This window comes from Streptomyces sp. RGM 3693 (assembly GCF_050471125.1).
GTDB lineage: Bacteria > Actinomycetota > Actinomycetes > Streptomycetales > Streptomycetaceae > Streptomyces.
The window spans coordinates 1,863,932-1,882,530 of sequence record NZ_JBMPPQ010000001.1 but is presented as its reverse complement, the minus strand read 5'-3'; the positions used below and the strand labels follow the sequence as shown (position 1 = coordinate 1,882,530).

The 18,599-nt window shown below is 69.6% G+C and carries 16 protein-coding genes and 1 pseudogene; 8 read left to right on the top strand and 9 right to left on the bottom strand.

Going from position 1 to position 18,599, the window contains the following annotated elements; genetic code table 11:
- The first annotated feature begins 398 nt into the window (after positions 1-398).
- A complete protein-coding gene (locus ACO0M4_RS08005) occupies positions 399-533 on the top strand; it encodes a hypothetical protein (RefSeq protein WP_430369050.1) in 135 nt (44 codons plus the stop codon).
- A gap of 66 nt (positions 534-599) precedes the next feature.
- On the opposite strand, the gene ACO0M4_RS08000 is transcribed toward ACO0M4_RS08005, so the two are convergent.
- From ACO0M4_RS08000 to eccCb, 6 genes and pseudogenes are all read right to left on the bottom strand, one after another.
- Entirely contained in the window at positions 600-1,988 is a 1,389-nt protein-coding gene (locus ACO0M4_RS08000; protein WP_430369049.1) for a hypothetical protein, read from the bottom strand.
- Positions 1,985-3,079 carry a WXG100 family type VII secretion target gene (locus ACO0M4_RS07995; RefSeq protein WP_430369048.1) on the bottom strand — a complete coding sequence of 365 codons (1,095 nt, stop codon included), beginning with the start codon at positions 3,077-3,079 and terminating at the stop codon, positions 1,985-1,987. The genes ACO0M4_RS08000 and ACO0M4_RS07995 overlap by 4 nt, the downstream gene beginning before the upstream one ends.
- Positions 3,076-3,405, bottom strand: a complete 330-nt coding sequence (locus ACO0M4_RS07990; RefSeq protein ID WP_430369047.1) for a hypothetical protein — start codon at positions 3,403-3,405, stop codon at positions 3,076-3,078. Before ACO0M4_RS07990 ends, ACO0M4_RS07995 begins: the two co-directional genes overlap by 4 nt.
- Positions 3,406-3,792: 387 nt before the next feature.
- A complete protein-coding gene (locus ACO0M4_RS07985) occupies positions 3,793-4,314 on the bottom strand; it encodes an NUDIX domain-containing protein (RefSeq protein ID WP_430369046.1) in 522 nt (173 codons plus the stop codon).
- Positions 4,311-5,225 (bottom strand): XRE family transcriptional regulator, encoded by a 915-nt coding sequence (locus ACO0M4_RS07980; protein ID WP_430369045.1) that lies wholly within the window; start codon positions 5,223-5,225, stop codon positions 4,311-4,313. The genes ACO0M4_RS07985 and ACO0M4_RS07980 overlap by 4 nt, the downstream gene beginning before the upstream one ends.
- Positions 5,226-5,560: 335 nt before the next feature.
- Positions 5,561-7,366 (bottom strand): annotated as a pseudogene (eccCb, locus tag ACO0M4_RS07975) (type VII secretion protein EccCb); the annotation flags it as partial.
- Positions 7,367-7,971: 605 nt separating this feature from the next.
- Between eccCb and ACO0M4_RS07970 the strand changes: the two are divergent.
- Together ACO0M4_RS07970 and ACO0M4_RS07965 are read left to right on the top strand one after the other, a co-directional pair.
- Positions 7,972-8,580 (top strand): hypothetical protein, encoded by a 609-nt coding sequence (locus tag ACO0M4_RS07970; RefSeq protein WP_430369044.1) that lies wholly within the window; start codon positions 7,972-7,974, stop codon positions 8,578-8,580.
- Between the two features lie 12 nt (positions 8,581-8,592).
- Positions 8,593-9,585, top strand: a complete 993-nt coding sequence (locus ACO0M4_RS07965; RefSeq protein WP_430369043.1) for a TRM11 family SAM-dependent methyltransferase — start codon at positions 8,593-8,595, stop codon at positions 9,583-9,585.
- A 238-nt stretch (positions 9,586-9,823) separates the two neighbouring features.
- Here the strand turns inward: ACO0M4_RS07965 and ACO0M4_RS07960 are convergent, their stop codons facing one another.
- Positions 9,824-10,075: a ketopantoate reductase family protein gene (locus ACO0M4_RS07960; RefSeq protein WP_430371295.1), complete on the bottom strand. Its 252-nt coding sequence runs from the start codon at positions 10,073-10,075 to the stop codon at positions 9,824-9,826.
- Positions 10,076-10,475: 400 nt separating this feature from the next.
- The gene (locus ACO0M4_RS07955) at positions 10,476-11,237 is read right to left on the bottom strand and encodes a GntR family transcriptional regulator (RefSeq protein ID WP_430369042.1); all 762 of its coding nucleotides are present in this window, start codon (positions 11,235-11,237) and stop codon (positions 10,476-10,478) included.
- A gap of 256 nt (positions 11,238-11,493) precedes the next feature.
- On the opposite strand from ACO0M4_RS07955, the gene ACO0M4_RS07950 reads away from it, so the two are divergent.
- The 5 genes from ACO0M4_RS07950 to ACO0M4_RS07930 all read left to right on the top strand — a co-directional run bounded on the left by ACO0M4_RS07950 (position 11,494) and on the right by ACO0M4_RS07930 (position 17,471).
- Entirely contained in the window at positions 11,494-12,645 is a 1,152-nt protein-coding gene (locus ACO0M4_RS07950) for an ABC transporter substrate-binding protein (RefSeq protein ID WP_430369041.1), read from the top strand.
- A gap of 8 nt (positions 12,646-12,653) precedes the next feature.
- The gene (locus ACO0M4_RS07945) at positions 12,654-13,547 is read left to right on the top strand and encodes an ABC transporter permease (protein ID WP_430369040.1); all 894 of its coding nucleotides are present in this window, start codon (positions 12,654-12,656) and stop codon (positions 13,545-13,547) included.
- Positions 13,535-14,395: an ABC transporter permease gene (locus ACO0M4_RS07940; RefSeq protein ID WP_430369039.1), complete on the top strand. Its 861-nt coding sequence runs from the start codon at positions 13,535-13,537 to the stop codon at positions 14,393-14,395. The genes ACO0M4_RS07945 and ACO0M4_RS07940 overlap by 13 nt, the downstream gene beginning before the upstream one ends.
- A 6-nt stretch (positions 14,396-14,401) precedes the next feature.
- The gene (locus ACO0M4_RS07935) at positions 14,402-15,511 is read left to right on the top strand and encodes an ABC transporter ATP-binding protein (RefSeq protein WP_430369038.1); all 1,110 of its coding nucleotides are present in this window, start codon (positions 14,402-14,404) and stop codon (positions 15,509-15,511) included.
- A gap of 91 nt (positions 15,512-15,602) precedes the next feature.
- A complete protein-coding gene (locus ACO0M4_RS07930) occupies positions 15,603-17,471 on the top strand; it encodes an HAD-IA family hydrolase (RefSeq protein WP_430369037.1) in 1,869 nt (622 codons plus the stop codon).
- A gap of 104 nt (positions 17,472-17,575) precedes the next feature.
- On the opposite strand, the gene ACO0M4_RS07925 is transcribed toward ACO0M4_RS07930, so the two are convergent.
- Positions 17,576-18,541, bottom strand: a complete 966-nt coding sequence (locus tag ACO0M4_RS07925; RefSeq protein WP_430369036.1) for a transposase family protein — start codon at positions 18,539-18,541, stop codon at positions 17,576-17,578.
- Positions 18,542-18,599: the final 58 nt, after the last annotated feature.

The following is an 18,599-nucleotide window of genomic DNA, read 5'->3' as shown; positions in this document are numbered from 1 at the left end:
CTGATGCCAAGCACCAACTCTGCCCCCTGCGGGTGCAGAGAGGAGGCGATGCCTATCGCAAGCGACCACATCCCCCAGCTTGGGCAGGGGCAGGGACTCGAACGGATCACCTCCGCTGGTGCGGAGACGGGCTTCAGCCTGCTCACCCTCGGCACGTACTGCGCGGATCACCTCCGCTGGTGCGGAGACGGGCGGACAACATCGTGAACGCCCCGACGTAATCCCCGCTGCTGGACCATCACGCGACCGGTGGCGCCCTTGAACTGATGAAGTACGGCTTGCGGAAGGCGAAGGCGGACAACGTCGTCAGTAAAGGCACACCAAGGGTGAACCCGTAGGTGGTGTCGGCGACGAAACAGGAAGTTGTTCTGAGGGACTGTGTGGACAGCACCAGGTGGTTGGAGTACAAGCTAAACGGCCAGTTGAAGAATGACGTGCCCGGTGGTCGCGAAAAGGCGGAAGCCGCGGTGCAGCTCGGCGGCGGAATGTGGAAAGTTTCCAAGCTCTACCTTCACGCCGCCGGGTCGTGCTGACGACCACTCACCCGAGAACATCCTTCCCGTAGGTCCCGACTCCTTGGCTCCCAACGGCTCTCTCCGTCACGGCGGCTGATGATTCTGCTGCAGCAGCTGGCGCAAATAGTGCTCGCGTCGGCGCCCGATGGCCAGGACACCCACCAACGGCCCGGCAGCGGCGACAAGTAGACCGGCGGTGCGCAGCACCCCGTCGCCGTATCCCACTCCTGACGCCAGAAGGACCACGGCGAGGAAGGTTGCCCCGAAGCAGATGACTCCCGGTTTGTGTATGTGCGGCTGCCACAGTACGTAGGGGCCGATCGGGCGGTTCGTCTCCAGGTCGGGGAGGGGGCCGGTGACCGGTACACCAGGCGGGGCTTCCCCGGGTGTGCCGATGGGCATCGCTCCCCGCACGTAACGGCCGTTGTCCAGGACGAGCAGGGCAGGGGTGGACCATTCGGGGCGGTCCTCCGCCCTGGGGGTCCAATACACGTGGCCTTGAGCACCCTTGAGCGTGTCCGCGAGCGAGACGGGGTCGAGGCACCGCTCAAGCAGCAGGTCACGATTTCCGCTCGGTGAGGCCAGGCACAGTGAGGGAGTCAGGACCGCCCCTGGTTGCTTCGAGGCGCCGCGGGTGGTGGGGCGCCTCAGATGGTTGCCGGCGCCGGCGCCGGCGATCCGGACCCGGAGCATTCGGGTTTCGCCGTTGTCGAACACTCCATCCGAGGCGTATGGGGCGGCCCGAGTACGCAGAGCCGCTACGGCAGCCCCTAGGGGAAAGAGGCTGTAGATGGCCAGTATTAGCAGGTCCCGCGGCCCCGCGGGCCCGCCGAGGACTGCGCGCAGCTCAGCGCGGCTGTCCAGGATTACCCCGGCGGTGGGGGTGTCCGCGGCGTACAGGCCCGGGAACCGGTCGCCCGGGTGCGGCGGTTGGGGGGTCTGCACCGTGCCCTTGAGCCGTAGCGTCTCTTTCCCGGATTGGCCGGTGGCCGCGATCGTGACCGTGACCGTGACCGCGGACTCGTAGTACCTGTAGTTCCTGCCGTTCTTCAGGTACGAGTGGTGGACCTGACTGACCGTCGCATCCGAGGTGCGCGGGTGGTGAGCGAGGATCGTGGCCATCTGGGGTGTGCTCGCCGTCGTGGAGAGGAACAGCATGACGAGCGGCAGCGGCAACGCCGTCAGGGCGAGCAGGACGAGTTCGAGGCGCCTTTCGGGCCACCAACGGGTCCGTCGCCGTCCCGCCGGGCCAGGCCGGGACTTGGCCGGCCTGGCCCGGCCGGCGGGTACCGAGCGTCCACTCGCCCGCAGCCACCACACCAGGACCGCTCCGGCGGACACCGCCAGGCAGGCCAGCAGATCCCAGCGGGGATACGGGGCCACCTTGCGTACCAGCAGACAGATCAGGAATGCGGCGGCACCGCCCCAGGCCACCGCCGTGGCCAGGGCGGTCCCCGCATCGCGTTCCCTCACCCGAATACGTCCTTCACTGATCCCTTCTTCGGATCCTGATTCGGCCCTTGTGGTGTACCGGTGGCCTCGCTCTGTCCGCCGTTGGGAAAGATGGCGTCGTGCAGCGGTTTAGCGATGGCTCCGGCACCGCCGTAGATGATTCCCTGGGCCGGGCCCTCGATCGGGAAATTCGGACCCTCCCGCCCGGGTGGCATGTGCCTGTTCGCGCCGTGCACGGCACCGCCCGCCACACCGCCACCCGCCCCGTTGACCCCGGCGTCCCAGAGCATGTCGAGCCCGCTGACGTGGTCCGACGGGTTGCCGTCGAGGTTCTTCGCCCCATCGACGGCGAGCCCGCCAGTGATACTCCCGGCGGCGCCGCCCACTATGTCACCGGCCAACGGCCGCCCCGCGTTGGCCAGTTTACGGGCGGCGGCGAGCCCGGGGCCGGTACCGGCGAGGGCGGAGAGCCCGCCTTGCCAGGTCACGTCACCGAGGTTGGTGTCCTGTCCGGTGAGGGCGTTGGTGAGGACGGTGCCGCCGGTGTTGCTGGCCCAGTTGACGAGCACGTTCTTGAGGAACCGGTGTTCCTTCGCCAGCCGGGAGATGACTTTGAAGGCTTCGCTGACCTTCCGCAGGATGGTGCCGAGTGTCTTGGCGAGTTTGGCGGCCCGGGCGGCGAGTTGGGCGGCTCGGGCGGCCCCCGCGGCCGCCGAGAAGCCCATGGTCAGAAAGGACATTCCGATAGAGACGCCGATGGAGATGCCGATCTCCAAGTAGATCTCGTGTATCTCGCTGTTGATGTCCTCGATGGCGTCCGCGGCCTTGTCGAGGCTGTGTGCCGCCTCGGGTAATTGCGGCAGGGTCTTGCCCATTGCCGTGTTGAGATTCTTCCAGTGCTCCGCGAAGGCGTCCGCGGCCGGCCCGCGCCACCCGGTTTCCAGGGTCTGCTGTACCTCGCGGTCCAGGTCGTGGAACATGGTCTGGAGGTTTTCGTGGAGGTCCCGCCAGCCCTTGGCGGCCGAGCGCAGGGCGTCCGGATCGCCGCCGGGATTGATGATTTCCAGGCCGGCCTCGTAGACCTGTTCCGCTACGGACTCGTCACCGCTCATGCGCCACGCCCGTGGCTGAAGCTGGTGGCCACGGACGTGTCCGTGCCCGTGGCGTTCTGCTGGACCGTGTGCAGGCCCTGGCTGATGTGGTCGAGGTGCTGCCGCAGGGCGTGCAGTGACTCCACCATGTCATTGGATATCTCGACGTATGCGGAGGTGACTTCCTCGGACTCTGTGAGGACGCCGAAGCCATCGTCAATCACCTCGGCATCGGTCTTCGCTCGGAATTCCTTGGTATTGCTCTCCAGGTCCGTTCCGTAGGTTTCGAAACTCTTCGCTAACTTGGACAGAGCCTCTGCGTCCACTAACGACTCGTCTTTGGACATGAGTCTCCTCCTGTCCTCTCCAATGTTGGCCGAATCTATGGGCACCGAGGTGCGACGGTGGCGCCAGAAGCCTAGAGACACGATGATCGGTAGGAGGGTGCTCAGAGCTCCTTCTTGTCGCGATCTTGTCGGACCCTTTATACGGGCCAAGGGATCGGCGTGGCGAGCAGCGGACGCCAAGTGGGCTCGGCGAGGCGGTCTCCGAACCGATGGCCGACTGGTTCGTGAACGAGCCGCATTCCCTACGACAGCGAGACCTCTGAATGCCGTGGGTCGCTATTCGAAACATGCCCCGTAACGTCGCCGGACGCTTCCCCACAGAGGGGGATCGTCGGTAGGGAACAGGCGTCGCGTTCGACAGTCTTCAGGAGCGAATCGACGGGGCGGTCAGGCAGTGGGTGTGCCATCTCGGAGGTACAACGGCCTTCCCATGTCGAGTGCCTGCACTGCGGCCTCGAAACGGCGCCGGATACGGCCACCGAGTCGACCGCCGACCTCCTCGATGGTGAAGAAGGCGACCTCGGACAGTTCCTCGTCGGTGGGACGTAGCCCGTCGACCTGGTCCTGAGTCAGGGTTCCGCCGTCGAAGATGAAGGCGATCTGGTCGTCCCAAGGTCCGTGCGGGGCGACCCAGTCCACCACCAGAAGGTCCCGCAGCACGACCGCGAGACCGAGCTCTTCGGTCAGCTCGCGGCCCACTGCGTCTTCTGGGGGCTCGTTCGCCTCCGCCATGCCGCCGGGCATGTCCCAGCCAGGCTTGTAGGTGGGGTTCACCAGGAGCACACGCCCAGCCGGATCGCGCAGTAGCACGTCGGCGGCGACGCGCTTGCGGGCTTGCTTGGCATTGCCCTCGGCCAGGTAGGCGTTCCAGGCTTCTGCGTCGGCGGGGTTGGGTGCGGTGTGCCTCATACGCTGGTGCCTCCCCGTGGCGGCGGGATGATGTCGGCCAGGAGCAGCATTCTGGCCTTGCGCGCAGCGTCGAAGCGCACCAGGTACTCCCGCACCGGCCCGTATGCCTTGTGTGGCTCCAGCAGGCGGCGGAGCTGGTCAAGCTGCTGCAGGACCCTGATGGAGCCCAGCGTGGGGCTTGTGCTGAGCAGGTCGTAGGCGACGTTCACGGCGGCGTCCATGTCATTCCGGCGGACGTGGATGTCCACCAGGGTGATTCGGCTCAGCGCCAGCGACCGTTCCCGGCCCGTCTTGCGCAACACGACGGCTTGTTCGGCGTATGTGAGAGCGTCGTCGAGCTGGTCCAGGTCGCACAGGACCAGCGCCGATTCACTCGCCAGCGCGGCGGCGTCGAACGGGCTCAGCCATGGGTGAGCGGTGTCGGGCGCCCCTTCGAGGTCGTGTCGGGCTGCGTTGAGGGCATGAACGGCCGGGATACGCTGCGCCGCGGCGGCCAGAGCACGCGCCTGCATCGTGTTCAGCCGAGCCGTCAGCACGGGAACGCGTGATCCCTGGGCGGCGAGGTCGAGCCCGGTCCGGGCCCAGGAAGCGGCTCCAGCAGCGTCCCCGGTCTGGAGAGCCAGGTGGCTGCTGCTCGCGGCGACGTTGGCAGCCAGCGGCAAGTCACCGGAGGTGCGGGCTAGGGGAAGCGCGCGGGCGAAGTGACGGCCGGCGCGGTCATCGTGGCCGGAGTCGTGAGCCATCCACCCAGCCATCTCAGTCAGCGCCGCAGCCGCCGCGAACACCTGCGGCCCACCGTCGGCATCGACCAGCCGAGGAGCCACCCGATCGCTGAGATGCCGCATGACCGCCCCGTACAGGCGTCCGCCGCCGGTCTGCCGGTCCGCACTGCGGAAATGGTCCACCGCCACCAGGTCGTCCCCGTCAGGCGGCGGATGGTCGGCTCGCTGATGCTCTGCCTCCGCAGGCGCAGGCTCCCGCTCGGATGGAGACGTTGTCGACGGGGCTGCGTCGCCTGCGAAGGTGTCGCTCGACCAGCAGCGATGGCTGGGTGCGGGGCCTGGCAACGACCGGCCGACGAGCTTCGCCCCCCACGCACCGATCCGATCACGGACTGATTACTCGGCCAAGGAGAGGGCTTGTCGGGGGAGAGCCGAATCAGCTTGCCCGGTGCCCGGGTGCTGCGCAGGCCATAGGCGCGGAGGTCCCATCGAGAGGCATAGCCGCCGGTAGCCGCTTGGGAGTGCTATTGGTCGGGTTGCCAGCCCAGTTGGATCAGGGATGTGCCGCGTTTGCGGGTGATGTAGTGGGCGCGGCCTGGTGGCATAGGGCGGGGGCGGGTGTTGGCGAGGATGTCGCCTTCGTTGGGGTCGCCGGAGAGGATGAGGGCTTGGGCGCCGAGTTCGGTGAGGCGTTGGAGGACGGGTTCGTAGAGGGCGCGGGAGATGCCGGCGGTGGTGCGGGTGAGGATGAAGTGGATGCCGGTGTCGCGGGCGTAGGGGAGTTTGTCGGTGAGGGCTGCTAGGGGGTTGCCTGTGCTGGTGGCGATGAGGTCGTAGTCGTCGAGGAGGACGAAGAAGCGGGGGCCGGTCCACCAGCTGCGGTCGCGGAGTTGTTGGGGGGTGACGTCGGGAGTGGGGCGGCGGCGTTCCATGAGGCCGGCGAGGGCGTTCATGTGGGTGTCGAGGGCGTCGTCGGTGGGGGCGTATTCGAGGAGGTGGGTGGTGGGGATGGCGTCGAGGAGGGTGCGGCGGTAGTCGCCGACGACGAGTTTGGCTTCGTCGGGGGTGTAGCGTTCGGCGATTTTGTGGGCGAGGTGGCGGAGGGTGGCGGTCTTGCCTGATTCGCTTTCGCCGAAGACGAGGAGGAAGGGGTCGGTTTCGAAGTCGGTGTAGACGGGTTCGAGGTTGGTTTCGTCGATGCCGAGGGCGATGCCGCGGTGGGGGAAGTCCGAGCCCTTGGGGAGGTGGGCGGCAGGGACGGTGAGGGGGAGGAGGCGGACGGCGGGGGCGGAGGGCCCGGGCCAGTTCTCCGCGACGCTACGGACGAACTCGGCAGCGGAGTCGGCGAGTTCGGTGGTGGCGCACGACTTTCCCGCATAGGGGAGGGCGGTCAGGAAGTGGAGTTTGCCTGGGGTTTGGCCGCGGCCGGGGACGCCGGGTGGGACGTTGGCGGCGGTTTTGCGGTCGAATTCGGAGTCCATGGGGTCGGTCAGGCGCAGTTCCAGGCGGCCCAAGATCTGGTCTTTGAGGGCTGCGCGGACTTCGAGGTGGCGGGAGGCGGTGAGGATGACGTGGATGCCGAAGCCGAGGCCGCGGGAGGCGAGGTCGGTGACGACCGGTTCCAGCAGTTCGTATTCGTCCTTGAAGGGGCCCCAGCCGTCGATGACGAGGAAGACGTCGCCCCATGGCTGGTCGGGGAGGTGGCCTTCGGCGCGGCGTCGGCGGTAGGTGGCGATGGTGTCGATGTTGTGGGTGCGGAAGTACTCCTCGCGGCGGGCCAGGATGCCGGCGACCTCGGCGACGGTGCGGCGGATGCGTTCGGGGTCCAGGCGGGAGGCGATGGATCCGACGTGTGGGAGGCCGGCGAGGGAGCTGAGTGAGCCGCCGCCGAAGTCGAGGCCGTAGAACTGGACTTCGTGGGGGGTGTGGGTGAGGGCGAAGGCGCTGATGAGGGTGCGCAGGAGGGTGGATTTGCCGGACTGGGGGCCGCCGACGACGAGGAGGTGGCCGGTGGCGCCGGAGAAGTCGTGGTGGAGGGTGTCGCGGCGTTGTTCGAAGGGCTTGTCGACGAGGCCGAAGGGGACGGTGAGGGGGCGGCGGCCGGTGGTGGGGTGGTCGGTGGCGTGCAGGCCGCGGTCGGGGGTGGTGGTCAGGGCGGGGAGGAGTTGGTCGAGGGTGGGGGCGGTGTCCAGGGGTGGGAGCCAGACGCGGTGGGCGGGCGGTCCCTGGCTGTCCAGGCGGCGGACGATGACGTCCAGGACGGTGTCAGACAGGACGGTGTTGACCAGGGCGTCGTCGGCCTGTGCGGGGGCCTCGGGGGTGGGCTGCGCGTCGAGCGAACTCATTGCCCCGCCCTTACCTTCTGTGCGGAGTGTCTCGGCGGGCCAGCGGTGGGCAGAAGCCAGTGACCAGGCACATACGTTGTTGCCCGTCGCCTCACAGCAGTGGCGGTCACCGATGCGAGCTCTTCACGCCGGCGGGAGGCAATTGCATGATCGGCATGCAAACCAGCCCGCGTACGCGCCCCATTGCTGCGATGCCCTGTCACCGACCGGTCGGATGACCGGGGGCACCGCCGATACGCCATTCGATATCGAACAGGGGAAAAGCTTTGTGCTGTGCCGATCGGGGCGTTTCGGGGCCCTGCGGTGCTGGCTCGGCAGTGGCTCGCTGGTGGCTCGGCAGTGGCTCGTTACGGGGTTGGCCTGGGAAAACTGACCGATCGCGACCGTTCGCCGTCACGGAGCAGACGCAATCTTCAGCCCACGCGCCGATTCGAACTCCCACGGCGGCCATGGCAAAACCGCCCGGCCGTTTCTCTATTACTCACGTCAGCACAAGACGGATTCGATCCTCTCCCCGGGCGCCACACCCGCCCATGCGTACTACCCCGCACTGCACCCCGGCCACCGCCCGTCCTCACGTCTCTCGCCCCTTGCCGACCACCATCTGGCTCCCCACCCCCGACGAACCGCACACCGCACCCACCCCCGGCACCGTCCTCCCCGACTGGGCCATCGAGCGGGCCCGAACCGTGTTCACCACCCGGCCCGGCCACCTGCCCGCACCCCTGCTGAAGATCTCCATCCAGGACACCGAGCCGGACATGGACACCCGCACCCCCGTCATCACCTACACCGACGGCACCCCCAGCAAGCTCTCGCTGCTGCTCGCCGAACTCCATCCCGACACCCTCCCCGACCCCACCGACACCCCGGCATACGGTGGCGTGAGCGAGATGCCCGGCGCGATGGAGAACGGCTGGCCGGGCTTCTTCCACCGCGCCCACCGCCTCCTGCCCGCCGACGGACTGCTCTTGCTGGCCACCCGGCAGCGTCGGGACGAGGGCATCCTCACGGACCCGCTCGGCTCCCTCATCGCCTGCGCCCGCACCGCCGGGTTCCGGTACCTGCAGCACGTCATCGTCGCGCACGCTCACCCCGCCGACGACCGCCTCATCCCCACCCCGCCCTCGGACGCCAGCCCCGGCGTCGCCCATAGCGACTTGATCGGCCTCTCCGCCATTCACCCCACCGGAGCCTGAAGGAGCCCTCACATGTCCTCTCACGCCTCGGTGTGGAACACCGCCCCCACCTCCGCCCCAGTCCACCGCAAAGGCCGCTACGTCCCCGGCTCATCAGCCCACCCGGCCAAGATGCACCCCGACATCGCAGCCCACGCCATCACCACCTACACCCGCCCCGGCGAACTGGTCCTGGACCCGATGTGCGGCATCGGCACCACCCTCGTCGAAGCCCTCCACCTCGGCCGCAACGCCCTCGGCATCGAATACGAACCGAAGTGGGCCACCCGGGCCTCCCTCAACGCACGTGCCGCCGCACAAGCAAGCAGCGCCGGTACGGGCATCGTCCGCTGCGGCGACGCCCGCCACCTCACCGCCCTCGCCCCCGCCGATGCTCGCGGCGAAGTGGATCTCGTGGTCACTTCGCCCCCGTACGGACCGAGCGTCCACGGCCAGGTCCGCTCCTCCCGGGAGACCGGCGAACCGGGCGTGGTCAAGAAGGACTTCCGCTACGGCCACGACCGCGCCAACCTCGCCCACGTCTCAACCGCCCACCTCCTGGAGGCGTTCACCGAGATCCTCGCCCAGTGCCGCACCATGCTCCGCCCCGGCGGCACCGTCGTCGTCACCACCCGCCCCTGGCGCGAACACGGCGAACTCATCGACCTGCCCTCCGCCGTCCTCGCCGCCGGCAAGGCGGCTGGCCTCACCCCGTCTGAACGGTGCGTTGCCCTCCTCGCTGGCATCCGCAACAGCCAGATCATCACCCGTCCGTCGTTCTTCCAGATGAAGAACGTCCGCGACGCCCGCCGACAAGGCGTGCCCCTCTCACTTGCCCGGGAGAAACCCCAGGTCAGCGCGCCACTCCGCCAGGAGTTCACACACCCCCACTTCGACTACTTGATCGAATCCTCAAGCAAAATGCCTGGTCAGCGCACTGACCAGGCATTTTGGGGAGAGTGTCCGAGGGGGGACTTGAACCATACGTACACGCCAGTGGTGCGGGGCGCATTGCAGCTGCCATAGCCGCCGGGTTCGCGTCTTGTGCTGGGGAGCATCCGCCGCCTTGCGGAACCTGACGGCAGCCTCTACAGGCCACGCCGAGGCAGCCAAGGCCGAGAGTAACGCAGCCCGTCACGTGGCAGGGTCCTGACCAGGCAGGGCTGGTCGGTACGCGATGCCGGTCCGGCCCTGCGCCTCTCGCCTCGGCGGCCGACCAGTGGGAGCGCCCATACGTGCCTCCCGCGCGCTGGCACCGCCCACCTCACAGCAAGGTCACTGACGCGTCGCGGCGCGGAAAGCGAGCAGCACGCAGAGCGCGCTGACGACCGAGACCGCCAGCCGGTGCGACCTGCCGCGCGCCGTAGCATGTACGCACTGCGGCCGGGTGCTCGATGCCGTTGAGCAGGGATACGACCAGCCCGTCGCCGACGGCTTGGGGCGGTATCCGCTCCAACGCCGCATCGAGCGCTGTGTGTTTGACCGAGACCAGACACAGATCGGCCGGCTCGCGCAGTGCGGTGTCCGCCTCGACTACGGCGGCGAAGTCGCCGAATTGTCCTGCTCGACCAGGGGCCGTCCGCGGATGCGGCGGCCGTGGCTAACGGATGGCACCCGCGGTACGCGCATCAGGGCGAGCCGGCCGGGGATCCGTGGCGGGCACACGGCGGGATCGTCCGGCGGTTCGGCCACTGGGTGGGTTGCCTTCCCACTGCGGGTACGGGGCAGCAGCCGCAGCCTCGGATCGCCGCGCTTGGTCAGCGGCTCCCTGCGGATGAGCTCCAGCGCCAGGATGGCGAAACGCCAGCTGTAAACCCTGGGGCAGCAGGGGGCCATGGTCGCGCGCGGCGCGACCCACTCCTCGTCGGCGTAGCGGATCTCGAGTACGGCTCCTACGTTCGTGGGCCCGCCCCAGGTCAGCGGGCGTCCGGGGCGAGGCCGGGGCCGGTTTGGCGGGCCAGGGGGTTGGTGCCGATCGAGTTGTGGACGCTGAAGCTCACGGCGTCGGAGCGGTAGCGGTCGTCGGACCACTCGACGGGCCGGCCGGCGGGGGTGGTGGTGACCCTGCGCACGCGCAGGAGCGGGCTCGTGCGCCGGATGCCGAGCAGTTCGGCATCGCGGGCGCCGGCGGCCATCGCGTCGATGAGGTGCTCGCCGTATGCGAAGACCAGGCCGGTCTCCTCGTACAGTCGCTGGGTCACCGATGGGCAGTCCGGCTCGATGCGTGCGACGTCCGGTGCGATCCAGTGCGCGTAGACAGTGCGCTCCACGAGTACGGGGTCGCCGTCCAGTCCGCGGACGCGCAGCACGGACAGCACCTCGGTGCCGGTGCGCAGACGGAGCCGCGACGCGTCCTCCGCGGTTGCGGGCCTGCGCTCGGTCAGCACCACCGTGCCCGTTGCGGTACGGCCCATGGCGCGCGCCCACTGGGCGAAGCTGCGCAGCTCGGCGAAGCTCTGGCTGCGTCTGCTGGCCAGTACCACCCGCAGGGCACCCTGCCGGGAGCCGATCAGCCCCTCCGCGGTCAGCGCTGCGACGGCCTGCCGTACCGTGCCGCGCGAGACGCCGAAGCGGGCGGAGAGCTCGCTTTCGGAGGGGAACGGCGCGCCGACCGGATATTCCTCGCTGTCGATCGCCTGACGGAGTTCCTCGGCTATCTGCTCGTGCCGCGGTGTCAACGGCCCCCCCTTGGTCGGACGTACGAACTGTGCGCAGTGCTTGTGCGCAGATTTCTTGGTCGCCGTCAGCGTAGACGAGCCCTGGCCGAGGTGCGGCCCGCTTCCCGCCCCTGCTCCTTCGGTCTGGCGAGATGTGGATCACGCTGGTCAAGGGTGTCGCCTTCCGCCAGTGGCGAATTCCCTCCGTGTTCATCTCCGCGACAGAAGTGGCGTGCTAACTGGGGCCAGCTTGTCCAAACAAGTCGACGGAGAGATCGTGAACGTGTCCCTTCCGAGGACGACTGTCCTCGCGGGCAGCCTGGCGGCTGCCGTACTCACTCTCAGCGCCTGCGGCGCTGCCCCCACCGCCCAGTCCGGGGCCGGTGGTGCGAAGGCCGCCTCCGCCACCTCGGCGAAGGATTTCGGCGGTATGGACGCCCTGGTCAACGCGGCCAAGAAGGAGGGCACCCTCAACGCGATAGCCGTGCCGCGCGACTGGGCCAACTACGGTGCCCTGATCGACGGGTTCACCAAGAAGTACGGGATCCAGGTCAAGGTCGACAACCCGGCCGGCAGCAGCCAGGACGAGATCAACGCCGTCACCTCCCGCAAGGGCCAGGACCGCGCCCCGGACGTGCTCGACCTCGGCAGCTCCTTCGCGCTCAGCGCCGCCCAGCAGGGCCTGCTCGCGCCGTACAAGGTCGCCTCGTACGACGCCATCCCCAAGGGGCAGAAGGACGCCCAGGCCCGCTGGTACAACGACTACGGCGGCTACACATCCATCGGCTGCGACGCCAAGCGCGTCGCGAAGTGCCCCGAGACCTTCGCCGAACTGCTCGACCCCCAGTACAAGGGGCAGGTTGCACTGAACGGCAACCCCACCAAGTCCGGCTCGGCCTTCGGCGGCGTGTTCGCGGCGTCCCTGGCCAACGGCGGCTCCTTCGACAACATCCAGCCCGGCCTTGACTTCTTCGCCAAGCTCAAGAAGAACGGCAACTACACCCCGGTCGAGTCCACCCCGGCCACGGTCGAGAAGGGCGAGACGCCCATCAGCATCGACTGGGACTACCTCAACGCGGGCTACGCCGACGAGTTCAAGGGCAAGGGCGTGGACTGGAAGGTCGCGGTCCCCAAGGACGGCAAGTTCTCCCAGTACTACTCGCAGGCCGTGAACAAGGACGCCCCGCACCCGGCCGCGGCCCGGCTGTGGCAGGAGTACCTCTACAGCGCCGAGGGCCAGAACCTCTGGCTCAAGGGGTACGCCCGCCCCGCGCTGATGGCCGCGATGGAGAAGGACGGCAGCCTCGACAAGGCGGCCGCGGCCAAGCTGCCCAAGGTCTCCGGCACTCCCACCTTCCCGTCCGAGGCCCAGCAGTCCAAGGCCAAGCAGCTGCTGGGCCAGGGCTGGGGCAAGGCCGTCTCCGGGTGACGCCGTCCATGACCGCCACTGCCCGTGCCTCTGCCCCCGGGACGGTCACCGTCCCGGGGCGGCGCCGCTCGATGGGCTGGCTCGCGGTGGTCCCGCTGCTGGCGTTCGCCGCGCTCAGCTTCGGGGTTCCCGCCCTCGCCATGCTCACCGGTGCTTTCACCGCCAAGGACCCGGCCACCGGAGCCTCCTCGTACACCACCGCCAACCTCACCGCCTCCCTGGATGGCGCCTATCTGACGTCGCTGCTCGGCAGCGTCAAGCTGTCCGCCGTCTCCGCGGTACTCGCCGCGGTGCTCGGACTGCCGCTCGCCCAGGCCGTGGTGACATCCCGCTTCACCGCGCTGCGCGAAGCCGTCCTCACCGCCTCCGGAGTGCTCGCCAACTTCGGCGGTATCCCGCTCGCCTTCGCCTTCGTCGCCACCCTCGGCAACTCCGGTGTCCTCACCCGGCACTTGGACCTGGCCGGAGCGGGCTGGAACCTCTACAGCTTCTGGGGCCTCGTCCTCACCTATCTGTACTTCCTCGTTCCGATGATGGTGCTCACCATCACCCCCGCCCTCGACGGGCTGCGCACCCAGTGGCGTGAGGCCGCGCAGAACAACGGCGCCACCACCGTGCAGTTCTGGCGGTACGTGGCCCTGCCGGTGCTCACTCCGTCGCTCCTCGGCGGGCTGGTGCTGCTCTTCGGCAGCTCCTTCGCCGCCTACGCCACCGCCGCCGCCATGGTCGGCAGCTCGGTGCCCCTGGTCACCCTGCAGATCGCCGACGCCATCTCCGGCAACGTCCTGGTCGGCCAGGAGAACGTGGCCCTGGCGCTCAGTCTCGACATGGTCGTGATCGCCGGGCTGGTGATGGCCGTATACCTGCCCCTGCAACGACGGAGCACGCGATGGCTCGCCTGATCCTCGCCCCGGCCACCGCCCGGCGCGGGTCCCGCCCGCGGCTGTGGCGCGGCGCGGTGTTCGCCCTCGCCGCCGTCTACTTCCTCGTCCCGCTGGCCGCCTCGGTGATCTTCACCGTCGACGTGCCGGGCCGCGGAGTGAACCTGGACGCGTACCGGCAGATCGTCACCGCCCAGGGATTCGCCCCCAGCCTGCTGCTCTCCCTGGAACTGGCCGCCGTCACCATCGCGGTCGTGCTGCTGCTGATGGTGCCCGCCATGGTCGCGCTGCGGCTGGGCGCGCCCCGGCTGCGCCCGGTGGTGGAGATGGTCTGCTCGCTGCCGCTGGTGGTACCGCCGATCGCCTTCGTGGCGGGGCTGGTCACCGTCCTGCGCTGGGGCCCGGAGCACCTTGCGACCACGCCGCTCTACCAGACCTTCGTGGTGCTGCAGAATCCGTCGTTCCCCCTCGTGCTCGTCCTCGCCTACACGGTGATGGCACTGCCGTTCGTGTACCGGGCGCTGGACGCCGGGCTACGCGCGGTCGATGTCCGCACCCTCGTGGAAGCCGCCCGCAGCTGCGGTGCGGGCTGGCCGCAGGCCCTGGTCCGCGCGGTGCTGCCCAATCTGCGCCGGGCGCTGCTGAACGCGGCATTCCTCACCCTCGCGCTGGTCCTGGGCGAGTTCACCGTCGCCCGGCTGCTCGGCTTCCAGCCGTTCGCCGTGTGGATCGTGAACGTCAGCGGCTCCCAGGCCCAACTGTCCGTCGCCGTCTCCGTCCTCAGCCTGCTCATCACCTGGGCGCTGCTCGTGGCCCTGGCAGCCCTCGGCGGACGACGCTCCCCCTCCCGTACGACCACCCAGGAGTGACCCGGCATGACCAACGCCGCCACCACCGCACGGACCGCCGTGCCGCACAGCGCCCCCGGCGCCTCCGGGAGCGCCGCCACCGTTGAACTCCGCGACCTGCGCCGCACCTTCGGCACCACCGTCGCGCTCGACGGACTCGACCTGTCCGTACGCCCCGGTGAACTGCTCGCCCTACTCGGCCCGTCGGGCTGCGGCAAGACCACCGCTCTGCGGATGCTCGCCGGGTTCGAGCACCCCGACGCCGGCCAGATCCTGGTGGACGGCGAGGACGTCACCGGCGTCCCCGCACACCGCCGGGACGCCGGAATGGTCTTCCAGTCGTACAGCCTCTTCCCGCATCTGAACGCCGTGGACAACGTGGCCTTCGGACTGCGGATGCGGAAGGTCCGCCCGGACCAGCGGCGCGCCCGCGCCGCCGAACTGCTGGAGCTGGTGGGACTGCCGGACAAGGGCGACCGCTACCCGCACCAGCTCTCCGGCGGCCAGCAGCAACGCATCGCCCTCGCCCGCGCCTTGGCGCTGCGTCCCCGGGTGCTGCTGCTGGACGAGCCGTTGTCCGCGCTGGACGCCAAGGTACGGCTCACCCTCCGCGACGAGATCCGGCGGCTGCAGCAGGAGCTGGGTATCACCACCCTCTTTGTCACCCACGATCAGGAGGAGGCGCTGTCCATGGCGGACCGTGTCGCGGTGATGCGTGCGGGCCGGCTGGAGCAGTGCGCCGCACCCGCCGAGCTGTACGGCCGCCCGGCCACCGCCTTCGTCGCCGAGTTCGTCGGCACCATGAACCGCCTCGCCGGCCGTCTCGTGGACGGCCGTACGGCGGTCGAGGCGCTGGACAGGCGACTGCCGGTGGAGGGTGAGGCCCCCGAGGGGCCCGAGGTCGATGTCCTGATCCGGCCCGAAGCGGTCCGGGTGGCCGCGGACCCCGAGGGCACGGCGCGTGTCACCGCCGCCGCCTTCCTAGGCGCCGTCACCCGGCTGACCGTCCAACTGCCCGACGGCACCGACATCAAGGCCGATCTGCCCGGCCACGACGCCGCCGCGCTCGCCCCGGGCGCGCGGCTGACCGTGTCCCTGCCCGACCGACCGGTGCTCGTGGCCGCCCGTACAGCCTGAGCCCCGGAACCGCACGCCGACCGATCCGCACCTCCCCCCACTCGTACGTCAGCGCGTCGCGCCGCCGTCGGAAGAGAACGAAAGAGAACCCGTGTCCCTCGACACCCCCCACCATCCGCTGCAGGCCGTCCTCTTCGACATGGACGGCACCCTTGTCGATACCGAGGAGGTGTGGTGGCTGTCCGTCGCCCATGTGGCCCGGGAACAGGGCCACGAACTCACCGAAGCGGACCTGCCTGACGTGCTCGGCCGCCCGGTGCGGCACACGGCGGCCCATCTGCGAGGTGTCCTCGGCACCGATGTCTGCGAGCAGCAGCTCGCGGACGCCCTGCAGCGGGAGTTCGCCGCCCGGGTGGCGCGCGGCGTCGAGCCGCGGCCCGGCGCCGTGCGACTCCTCGACGAGCTCAGCCGCGCCGGCGTCCCGACGGCCCTGGTCACCGCCTCGCCCCGGTCCGTGGCCGACATCGTGCTGCGCACCCTGGGCATCGGGCACTTCACCGTCACCGTCACCGCCGACGACACCGAGCACAGCAAGCCGGCTCCCGACCCGTATCTCGCCGCGGCCTACGCGCTCGGAGTACGGCCCTCCGCCTGCGTCGCGGTCGAGGACACCCCGACCGGCGTCGCCTCGGCCGAGGCCGCGGGCTGCCAGGTGCTGGCCGTGCCGTCCGCGGCCCCGGTCCCACCCGCCCCCGGGCGGACCATACTGGACAGCCTCAAGCAGGCGGACCTGCCGCTGCTGCGGTCCCTCGTCACGGACTCGGCCGCGGGGCCGTGCTTCCTCACCGCCTCCCTCACCACCCGCAACGCCCGCGTCGGCGAGCCCTTCCGGGCGAGCGTCGCCGGACTGCTCAGGGGCGCCTCCGGGTCGGCCCCCGTGACCTTCGCCGCGGACGACGGTGTGCAGTGGGTGGAGGTGTCTGCCGACGGCACCCTCCGCGGTACGCCCACCACCGCGGGGACCACGCAGGTCACCGTCACGGCGGCGGACGGCGAGGGCGGCCGGGCGCAGGTCACCGTCCGCATCCCGGTGGTCGGCGCCAACGAGCCCCTGGTACGGGAGCTGAAGGTAATGAGCTGGAACCTGTGGTTCGGCGGCACCAAGGTGCGCGACCACCGCGACAAACAGCTACGGGTGCTGCTGGAGGCCGACGTGGACCTCGTCGGCCTCCAGGAGACCCACGCCCAGCCTTCTGTCGAAGGTGCCCCCCTCCCCTCCACCAGGGAGCTGGCCGAGGCCCTCGGCTGGGATTATCACCAGGCTGGCGAAAACCTCGGCATCCTCAGCCGCTACCCGATCGTCGCCCGGCACGGCAGCCCGGACCCCGACTTCTACGGCGGCACCGGCGTCACGGTCCGGCTCGACTCCCGCGCCAACGCACCGCAGGACGTGGTGCTGTGGACCGCGCACCTCAACTACACGCCGTACGGCCCGTACGACGCCTGCTTCGAGCAACTGCCGGTGGCCGATCTCGTCGAGCACGAAGTGAGCTCCGGACGGCTCGGCCAAATGCAGGACATCCTCGCGGCCATGGCCGGTCAGCTCACCGACCGCGACACCACGCCCGTACTGCTCGTCGGCGACTTCAACGCACCCTCTCACCTGGACTGGACCCGGGCCACTGCACCGCTGCACGGGGGCTACGGCCCTGTCGACTGGCCCGTCACCAAGGCTGCCGAGGACGCGGGCCTGCGGGACTCCTACCGGGTCGCGCACCCCGACCCGCTGCGCGAGCCCGGTTTCACCTGGTCCCCGGTCCACGACGCACACGAGGACGGCAGTGGTCGCCCCGAACCGCAGGACCGTATCGACTTCGTGCTGTACTCCGGTAGCCGCCTCGATGTGCGCGACGCTACGGCCTACGTCAACGGGTCCAACGCGCTCTTCCCCGACGTGGCCGGGAACGACTGGCCCTCGGACCACGCCGCGGTGCTCACGACGTTCGCCCTCCACTCATAGCGACGCGTGGGAGATCGCGACGTGCGAGGCTAACGACCTTGGGAGCGATTGAGGTCGGGGCATGCTCGCCTGGCGGTTCGGCTGGTGGTTGATCAGTAGGCGGTCTACTGGGCGAGCGCCAGTTCGGTGCTGGTCTTGCGGCGGGTGGTCCTGCGGGCGGAGCGGTCCGAGACCAGTCCGGCGATCGCGAGATGGATCTCGGCGTAGGTCTCACGGCGGCTGGTGAACCGCTGCAAGGGCCGCCACTGCTTGAGTTCGGCGTTGGCGTGCTCGACGCGGATCCGTGCCGAGGACTGGCGGCGACGCTGCTCGCGCCAGGCGTACTGCTCGCCCAGCGGGGCGTCATCCTTCGGCTTCTTCGGCGGGGCGCTGACCTGGTCGGGGAACTCGTTGGCCAGGCCGCGGTAGCCCTCGTCGACCTCGGCTTTCACATCCGGGTACTGGCGGAACTGCTCGGCGATGCCCTCGGTGCGGGTGGCGGTCTGGTCGTGCATCCGGCCCGGCCGCACGATGCCGCTGAACAGCGTGCGGCCCTGGCCGTCGCTGAAGGTGGTGGTCTTGATGGTGTTCTGCTTCTTCTTGCCGGACACGAACGCCTTGCGGCCGGGGCGCCCCGCGCGCGGGCGGCGGACCTGCACCTCAGTGCCATCGATCCGCACATCCACGCCCTCGGCGTCGGCGTAGGCGAACAGGTCCTCCAGCGTGTGCAGCCGCAGTCCTGGACGGTCGGGGACGGCGAATCCGCGAGCGGCCAGCAGCCGACGGACTTCGCGGATCGCCCCGGAGACGGTGGAGCGGTCCACCCCGTACAGCTGGGCCAGTGCCGCGTGCGGCATGCCCAGTCGCAGGTGGACCAGCGTGGCCAGGAGACGGTCGGTGAACACCAGACGCTGCTTGGGGCCAGCTCCGGCCGCCCGCCGCCGGTCTCCGCCGCGTCGCTCGCGCAGGGCCGACTCACGGCTGGCTTGCCACTTCGGGGCGAGCTCTTCGAGCAACTCGCCGAAGTGTGCACGAGAGATGCCGGACAGGGCAGGATAGGAACAGGCCGCACGGGCCCAGGTAAGCGTCACAACTCACCCAACCCGTGCGGTCCTTCTCACGTCACGGCCTGGGACGAGGCGCGATACT